This is a genomic window from Mesosutterella faecium, from assembly GCF_022809315.2.
Classification (GTDB): Bacteria; Pseudomonadota; Gammaproteobacteria; order Burkholderiales; family Burkholderiaceae_F; genus Mesosutterella; species Mesosutterella faecium.
This window is the reverse complement of the sequence record NZ_JAKZJU020000001.1, coordinates 2,326,387-2,332,978: the sequence shown is the minus strand read 5'-3', so window position 1 is coordinate 2,332,978 and position 6,592 is coordinate 2,326,387. Positions and strand designations below refer to the sequence as shown.

Here is a 6,592-nt window from a genome sequence, read left to right as displayed (position 1 = left end):
GATCTGATCCTTGTTCAGGTCCTGATCAATCATGAGAAGGCCTGTGAGCTGGTTGCCGTTGCCGTACATGGTCGTGGCGTTCTTCTGGGCGTTCACGAGTTCTGTCGTGGTGGCCTGCATGTACTCAAGCGTTGAAAGCCCGACAATGCCGTTTCCAAGACCCTTCCAGTGCAGGATCTTGTCTGCCTTGAAGTAATAGATGCTGCCGTCCTTGTAGTACTGGTAAACAACTTCGCCGTCGACAACGCCCACTTCCATCTGATCGGCCGCGAGCGGCGTGAGGCTCACCAGCTGCCCCGCTCCGTCTCTAGCGATCAGGGCGTAGCCGTTGCCGCGAAGGAAGCGATTCAGCCCCATCGCAACCCAAAAATCGTGCGCCGTCATGGCCGCATTCGGGCTGCGCAGCACCTGCCATACCCGCGAATCGCGAGCCTCGGTGCGATTTCCGTCTCTATCCCTGCGATAAACAACGACAGGCAAAGACGCTATGGTCTCAGCAAGCAGCGTGACGCAGGACCAGACCGCCGACATCTGGAGCCCGTGGTCCGGAGGGATAGGCTGAACGCCGCTTATCGCCGGCCCCGTGGGCTCCCTTCGCTGAAGGCCTGAGACATCGCCAATCGGCGAGCCCCATCCGGCCCAGTGGGCGATGGACCCAAAAATAGAAGCTATCTTCATAGTTCAAGAAACTCATTCAAATCCATTGCCTGGTGGTCTTCATTCAGCAGGGCGCGGGAGAGCGCCATGATGGCCGCCACCACTCCGTCGATCTTGTTCTCCGAGACTTCCTTTCTTGGGTAGATGTTCTCTTTGGCGTCCACGTGGCAGACCACATTGCTCACCATCCATGTGAGGACAGGGTCGCCGTTGAAATGCAGGCGGTGATCAAGCACCAACGCCTGAAACTGCTTCATGGGATCCGAGAGGTTCGCCACCGTCTGCTTGCAGAGCACCATCGGGACGCCGTCGTCCGAGAGCTCCTTGGAGAGCTGCACGGCCTGAAACGGGTCGTAGGCCACGGACTGAACTTCGTAGCGCCCGCAGTCCTCAAGGATCGAATCCTTAATGAGCCCGTAGTCCGTTACCGGACCCTCGTTCACATGCAGGCATCCCAGATACTCCCAGCCCTGGTACTGGCTGTTCTTTGCCCGCTCAACGGCCGTCCTCGGAAGCCAATAGTCTCCGAACAGGTAGTAGTGGTTTTCTCCACCGATGGTCCGATGGAAAAGCTTCACCTTCGCCGTCATGTCGTTAGTGGAGGCAAGGTCGAGACCCAGCCAGCAGGGCTGGCCGTCGAAATCCGTCTCATCAAGACTTTCGTCAGCGCAGGCGTCCCACGCCTTCATGTCCATCCATCCGACATCAGCGTTGCACCAGATGTCGAGGTGTTTGGTTTTGAAGTTGTTTTCCGCCGCCGGCGTCGCTATCGCCTTAGCTTGCAGCGCCCGGATGACCTCCGGTCGGACGGAAACGCCCCAGTTCGGATTCGCTTTCGCCAGAGCCTCGTCCGTCTTCCAGTCGTCCTCAGGGTCCAGCGTGTAGATGATTCCAAAGTAGGACTCGTCCTGAATCGACTTCGAAAGGACCTTGGTCACGACATTGCGCTGCTCATAGCAGATCCCCGTACGGTCCACGCCTGCGGTCGTAATCGAGACCATCAGCGAATTGCGTCTTTTACCCAGGCTGGTCTCAACCACATCGAAAACATCGCGTTTTTTATGCGCGTGCAACTCGTCGATGATCGCGAGGTGCGTGTTCAAGCCGTCCAGCGTGGAGCCCTCGGAGCTCTTCGCCTGGAACATGCTGTGCGTGCCCGGGACGACAATGGCGTGCGCTGTGACCTTAAGGCCGTAAGCGTCCTGAAGGGCTTTGTTGCCTTCAGCCATCGTCTGGGCGTCGCCAAAGACGATCTTCGCCTGCTCGCGGGTCGTTGCAAAGCTGTAGACCTCGGCGCCGGGCTCGTGATCTGCGCACAAACAGAAGAGGCCGATGCCGGAGAGCAGGGTCGACTTTCCGTTTCCTCTGGGCACTTCGACATACGCCGACCTGAAGCGCCTGTTGCCAGCCTTCGACCTCCACCCGAAAAGCGTCGTGAGGACGAAGACCTGCCACGGCTCGAGATGAATCTGCCGGCCTGCCAGCTCGCCTTTGGTGTGAGTCAGGTTCTCAATGAACCAGCATGGGCGGCCGGCCTCTTTCTCATCAAAGTAGAAGTCGCCGTCATTGCCCCGCCACCGCTTCAGGTCTTCCTTCTGCCTCTCTACCGCCTCTTTCACATAGCGGCACGCAGGCACAGTCCCGTCCTGCACGTCGCTCATATACTTCTTTGCTATGGCAACGTAGTCAGGCTTTTTCATCAGTTCTCAAACGGGTTGCTTGAATCCTTTTCTTCGCTTTCCGCTACGGGCGCGCGCGTGCGCGAAACGGGGGTGAAACCAAGCTCTTTCTCAAGCTTCAGCAGGGTTGAATCGACCTGCTGCATCATCAGAAACTCCGGGGCCGCTCGCCTATTTCCTTTGTCGTCCACGGTGATCAGGCACGACCCGTCGGACCTTTCAACCATCTTCGCCAGCTTCCGATACAGGGCGTAGTTGCGGCACCAGCGCTCGAAAACCGCGACATCCGTGGCTTTAAGCGTTCCCGCCGGGACATTGGCGAGCACATTCGTCCAGGCGTCGCGAGCGTCTCCTGTCAGCCCCTTCGGGGGATCAGAAGACAGCCAGGGGCGGCCGTCATGACGCACCGTGACGCTCCTCGCGCTCAAATGAACCCCGCTCGCCCGCTTGTCCTCGTCTGAAACTCGTCTGGCCGGCATTTTCAAAAATCGATGTTCGTACGCAAAAAATTGACTAAGGGCGCGGTCTTGAGGTTTTTCGATTTCAAAATCTGATCCCCCTACCCCCTGCTGTCGACCTGCTCGGACTCAATGAGCTTGATTTCAATATCGGTCTTGCATTCGTCAAGCTGCGACGACAGAGAAACGATCTCTTCAAGCGGCAGCACTTCTCCGCTGAATCTTTTGTCCGTGATCTCGGCCAGTCGATCTAAAATCTTTCTAGCCTCGCCAATGCCCTTATATACAGAGGAAAGGCAGGACACTTTATTCTCAACCGACATAAGCACCTCTATGAACGAACCTAAATTTAAGGCTCACGCGTTCACCTGTCCGCACTGTGGTGTTTTGGCCACAATGCACTGGGTTTCTATAAAAAAGGACTTCTCAGAAGACTTTAAGAGCGAAGAAGCAGCCATCTCTGTTTGCTTCAATTGCAACAAGCCCGCTCTCTGGGTGAATAAAGAGCTTGTCTATCCGGATTACAAAGACGTTGCACCGCATAAAGACATGCCGGAGCCAGCTGCGAAAACATTTCGAGAAGCTCAGAGCATCCTCACTAGATCGCCAAGAGGATCATGCATGCTGTTAAGACTTTGCCTCGAACAACTTTTAACTTGGCTGGGCTACGACCAGAAAACTTTAGCCTCTAAAATTAGTGAAGTTTCGAAGAGAAACACTCAGATCGAAAGCCTTCTAAATGTCTGCCGATTTGCCGGTAATGAATTTGTTCACGCGGGAACATTAGACAGCTTGGACAAGTCTGGGCTCGACCCCAAAGGAACCGCAGAAAGCTTATCCACTCTGATCAATTCAGCCGTCGAGATACTTATTACTCAACCCAAAATCATTGCGGACCTTAACAACCGCTTCTCAAAGCACTGAGTTACCGAACCCACCGTTTTCTTTAGCGGTCTTGCGGCTGTGACATTCGTGGCACAGAGCCTGCCAGTTGCTCTGATCCCACATTAGCTTTGGGTCGCCATGATGCGGGATGATGTGATCAACATCCGTGGCTTTAGTCAGCCGGCCTTGCCGCTTGCACTCCTCACAAAGAGGATGAGATTTAAGGAATTGGGCCCGCAGGCGCTGCCACTTTGAACCGTAGCCACGCTGCGAAGCCGTTCCCTTGAATCTCTTTCTTCTCGCTTCGCGCTCGGCGGCTAGCTCTTTGCCTTTCTCTTTGTGCCTTGAGCAATACTTATCAGTCAAAGGTATGGCCGCCTGGCATCCCGGATAGGCGCAGATGTGGAGCAGAGGCATACCGTCACGAAACAAAGGAGTTCAAGAATGGCAATCACAGAGCACGAGAAAGAACTAATTGACTATGCATCCTCATGCTTATTTCAAACCTTAATCAGAGCCAATCCATTTCCAAATGGATTTGTTAGTGACGCCGCGCACCAAATGGCTGCAAGCGTTGATAACAGCGCCTGCTCGTTTGCCCGTGTCCTTGTACAAACACTTGAAAGAATCAACGCGCAAAACGAAACACTGCAAAGGCAAATCGCATTGGAGTCCAAAGCCGAAGCTGAAAGAAGAGCACAGCAAACAAGGAGAATGAGTCTCATCGTTGCTGGGCCTGTAGCCCTTGTTGTGGTCTTGATAAGCGAGGCAATTAAATTCCTGTTTTCTTAGCCCAGAGAACGATAAGAACAATCGAAAGCGCAATAATCGCGCCCCACAGGCCGCCAATGAAACGATTAAAGCGAGCCTCAGATCTAGCCGCACTTTCTGCCCATTGCTTCTGCTCTTTCTGCTCGCCGAGCCGGACCTTTGCCTCAACCATCATCAGGCGCTGGTCCAAATCACCAATAGCTTTTTCAACATCGGTGTTCATAAAGGACATGGCGATTCCAAATAGAAAGAGCCGGAGCCTTTCGACCCCGGCGAAAGCACCGCACTTAGGAGAGTCGGCTGCAATAGGGGTGCCGGAGCTTCGCTGCAGGTAACAGCATCGCGTACGTTAAAAGGAGGGCGAAGCCCCGGCGTAACTGGTGCCGATGGAATGCGCTTGGCAAGACGGCCTCTTTCGAGAACTCGTTTCCACACTCCACCGGCATAAAAATTAAGCCCGGAGATCTTCCGACCTTCGGGCTTGAATTCGTTTCCTATAGAAGGTTACAAAAGCTCTAGCTGTTCCACCCCTGGTTTATGCTGCTTCACCTTAAGGATGGAGTAGCGAATAACAAGCTTTCCACCTTCCACCATTTGCTTTGTTTCAAGATCGACAATGAGAACATCGCCCTTGCCGAATCTTTCTTTTCCTTCATCGATGCGAGCTAGAAATTCCGTATCTTCGATAGAAGCAAAAATCGAGTTTTTTTCTCCTAAAGATACTTTCCATTTTCCGCCATCTTTGAATGACGCCGTCTCAATAAGCAGAGCCGCTTCATTTACATGAGAGTTAATTTCCAGGCTTTCTTCCGGCCTCTGAAAGGAATCAAGATCAGCTTTTTCAAGCCTAAATTCTCGCTGTTCTGTCGCAACAGAAATGGCGTCTATTCCCTCTTGGCAAAGAGGATCGGCAATCCTAGAACAAGCTTCGCGGCACTTAATGTTTTTATACCCATAATAGGTATAGTTATTCACAATCATCGTGTTGTTATTGAACACAATGGTTGCTTTTGATTTATCTTCGTTCCAGTTAACGGCGTCTGGCTTATATCCTTCCAAAAACTTCTTAAGCCCCAAGATCTCAATAAACGCTTCGATTAGGGTGAAGGCGTTGCATGTTGCTGTTGTTGCCGGGCTGAGCAAAAAATCCTGAATCTGGGTAAGTAAGCCAACGTCTAAAGTCAGGTTGATGATAAAACTGCCAGGCTTAAAGTCGGCCGAAACCTTAAGACGAACCTTGGCGTCGTCTTTATTGACAGCAGAATTCAACTCGACTAGTGCGTCATTTACAGCCAAAAGCGCCGGAGCCAGCTGGGCAACATCCATTGTATGGTCGTCCAGGGCCGGGCCTTCAAATCTAATGGCGAAACTGCGACTGTTTTTTTCCATGTCGACAAGTCGAGCAAATGGTACGAAACAATCGTACCCCAAAAACAAACCCCGCATCATCTCTGACCGGGGTTCACGTTTCTTTTTGGTGCGCCTAACCCGCCAAAAGGCAGGTTTAAAGACACAGGGTCACCGTTCAAGTTGTAATGGAAATTATACATCGAATTCAAGCTCGTGCTTCACTTTCGCTACGGCTATCGCCATGAGAGTGTCGAATTCTCGGTAAAGGATCCTCTCGTACCGGCAGATGAAAGTCCGATTGCAGAGCTGGATGTAGCGCATCTTCAGCATTTCCTTCTCATACGGGTAGAGCCTGGCGTTTGTGATCGCCTTGTCCACGCGCATTGCGTCCTGCTCGTCATAGAACAGCCGCGCCGAAGGCTCCACTTCGTAGTCCGGATTGTTCTCCCTCATCATGCGGTAGATAGGCGAAGCCTGTGCGTGCGAACCGCTTCCAGTCCTGCTCCACCTCCCCCAGTTGCGCAATCTTTGCTCAACGTCCATCGAAGCCACTCCTATTAAACCGCCGTCCTCGCTCGATCGCTCCTTCGTTCTCCGGCGTTTCTTCCTCCGCCCACATTTTGATAAGAACCCATGAGATTTCTCTGCCAGTTAAGAGCATCTCGACTGTTTCCCTGCCCGTTCGCTTGCCATAGAAGCGAAACCCGGAGCGGGCCTCGAAGAGAACCCTCTTGCCGTTTTTGGGCATATCCCGCATTTGCGCAACGACGTGCCATGTGTAGCTATGCATCG

Annotated in this window: 11 protein-coding genes; 2 read left to right on the top strand and 9 right to left on the bottom strand. The window is 53.0% G+C overall.

Annotated features, from left to right (window positions below):
• The 4 genes from MUN46_RS10475 to MUN46_RS10460 all read right to left on the bottom strand — a co-directional run.
• Window positions 1–678 (bottom strand): phage portal protein (locus tag MUN46_RS10475; RefSeq protein WP_285230621.1); only part of this gene is annotated, 678 nt, incomplete at its 3' end.
• Window positions 675–2,357: a terminase large subunit gene (locus MUN46_RS10470; protein ID WP_243377366.1), complete on the bottom strand. Its 1,683-nt coding sequence runs from the start codon at window positions 2,355–2,357 to the stop codon at window positions 675–677. The genes MUN46_RS10475 and MUN46_RS10470, both read right to left, overlap by 4 nt.
• Window positions 2,357–2,815, bottom strand: a complete 459-nt coding sequence (locus tag MUN46_RS10465; protein WP_243377367.1) for a phage terminase small subunit P27 family — start codon at window positions 2,813–2,815, stop codon at window positions 2,357–2,359. Before MUN46_RS10465 ends, MUN46_RS10470 begins: the two co-directional genes overlap by 1 nt.
• A gap of 80 nt (window positions 2,816–2,895) precedes the next feature.
• Window positions 2,896–3,117 carry a hypothetical protein gene (locus MUN46_RS10460; RefSeq protein WP_243377368.1) on the bottom strand — a complete coding sequence of 74 codons (222 nt, stop codon included), beginning with the start codon at window positions 3,115–3,117 and terminating at the stop codon, window positions 2,896–2,898.
• A gap of 10 nt (window positions 3,118–3,127) precedes the next feature.
• Here MUN46_RS10460 and MUN46_RS10455 point away from each other — a divergent pair, with 10 nt between their 5' ends.
• Window positions 3,128–3,718, top strand: coding sequence for a DUF4145 domain-containing protein (locus tag MUN46_RS10455; protein WP_243377369.1), 591 nt, complete (start codon window positions 3,128–3,130; stop codon window positions 3,716–3,718).
• Here the strand turns inward: MUN46_RS10455 and MUN46_RS10450 are convergent.
• The gene (locus tag MUN46_RS10450; RefSeq protein ID WP_243377370.1) at window positions 3,707–4,045 is read right to left on the bottom strand and encodes an HNH endonuclease; all 339 of its coding nucleotides are present in this window, start codon (window positions 4,043–4,045) and stop codon (window positions 3,707–3,709) included. The two genes, MUN46_RS10455 and MUN46_RS10450, sit on opposite strands and share 12 nt — an antisense overlap.
• Before the next feature lie 78 nt (window positions 4,046–4,123).
• Here MUN46_RS10450 and MUN46_RS10445 point away from each other — a divergent pair, with 78 nt between their 5' ends.
• A complete protein-coding gene (locus MUN46_RS10445; RefSeq protein ID WP_243377371.1) occupies window positions 4,124–4,471 on the top strand; it encodes a hypothetical protein in 348 nt (115 codons plus the stop codon).
• Here MUN46_RS10445 and MUN46_RS10440 read toward each other — a convergent pair.
• From MUN46_RS10440 to MUN46_RS10425, 4 genes are all read right to left on the bottom strand, one after another.
• The gene (locus tag MUN46_RS10440; RefSeq protein WP_285230620.1) at window positions 4,452–4,682 is read right to left on the bottom strand and encodes a hypothetical protein; all 231 of its coding nucleotides are present in this window, start codon (window positions 4,680–4,682) and stop codon (window positions 4,452–4,454) included. The genes MUN46_RS10445 and MUN46_RS10440 overlap by 20 nt on opposite strands.
• A gap of 272 nt (window positions 4,683–4,954) precedes the next feature.
• Window positions 4,955–5,839, bottom strand: a complete 885-nt coding sequence (locus MUN46_RS10435; protein WP_243377373.1) for an LAPAL motif-containing putative phage structural protein — start codon at window positions 5,837–5,839, stop codon at window positions 4,955–4,957.
• Window positions 5,840–5,992: 153 nt separating this feature from the next.
• Window positions 5,993–6,343 carry a hypothetical protein gene (locus MUN46_RS10430; RefSeq protein ID WP_243377374.1) on the bottom strand — a complete coding sequence of 117 codons (351 nt, stop codon included), beginning with the start codon at window positions 6,341–6,343 and terminating at the stop codon, window positions 5,993–5,995.
• Window positions 6,333–6,590 carry a hypothetical protein gene (locus MUN46_RS10425; RefSeq protein WP_243377375.1) on the bottom strand — a complete coding sequence of 86 codons (258 nt, stop codon included), beginning with the start codon at window positions 6,588–6,590 and terminating at the stop codon, window positions 6,333–6,335. Before MUN46_RS10425 ends, MUN46_RS10430 begins: the two co-directional genes overlap by 11 nt.
• Between the last annotated feature and the right edge of the window lie 2 nt (window positions 6,591–6,592).

Excerpts from the sequence above, each read along its gene's own strand:
- MUN46_RS10455 (WP_243377369.1), top strand. The coding sequence starts at position 3,128 with ATGAACGAACCTAAATTTAAGGCTCACGCGTTCACCTGTCCGCACTGT.
- MUN46_RS10440 (WP_285230620.1), bottom strand. The coding sequence starts at position 4,682 with ATGTCCTTTATGAACACCGATGTTGAAAAAGCTATTGGTGATTTGGAC.
- MUN46_RS10460 (WP_243377368.1), bottom strand. The coding sequence starts at position 3,117 with ATGTCGGTTGAGAATAAAGTGTCCTGCCTTTCCTCTGTATATAAGGGC.
- MUN46_RS10430 (WP_243377374.1), bottom strand. The coding sequence starts at position 6,343 with ATGGACGTTGAGCAAAGATTGCGCAACTGGGGGAGGTGGAGCAGGACT.
- MUN46_RS10435 (WP_243377373.1), bottom strand. The coding sequence starts at position 5,839 with ATGGAAAAAAACAGTCGCAGTTTCGCCATTAGATTTGAAGGCCCGGCC.
- MUN46_RS10465 (WP_243377367.1), bottom strand. The coding sequence starts at position 2,815 with ATGCCGGCCAGACGAGTTTCAGACGAGGACAAGCGGGCGAGCGGGGTT.
- MUN46_RS10470 (WP_243377366.1), bottom strand. The coding sequence starts at position 2,357 with ATGAAAAAGCCTGACTACGTTGCCATAGCAAAGAAGTATATGAGCGAC.
- MUN46_RS10425 (WP_243377375.1), bottom strand. The coding sequence starts at position 6,590 with ATGCATAGCTACACATGGCACGTCGTTGCGCAAATGCGGGATATGCCC.
- MUN46_RS10445 (WP_243377371.1), top strand. The coding sequence starts at position 4,124 with ATGGCAATCACAGAGCACGAGAAAGAACTAATTGACTATGCATCCTCA.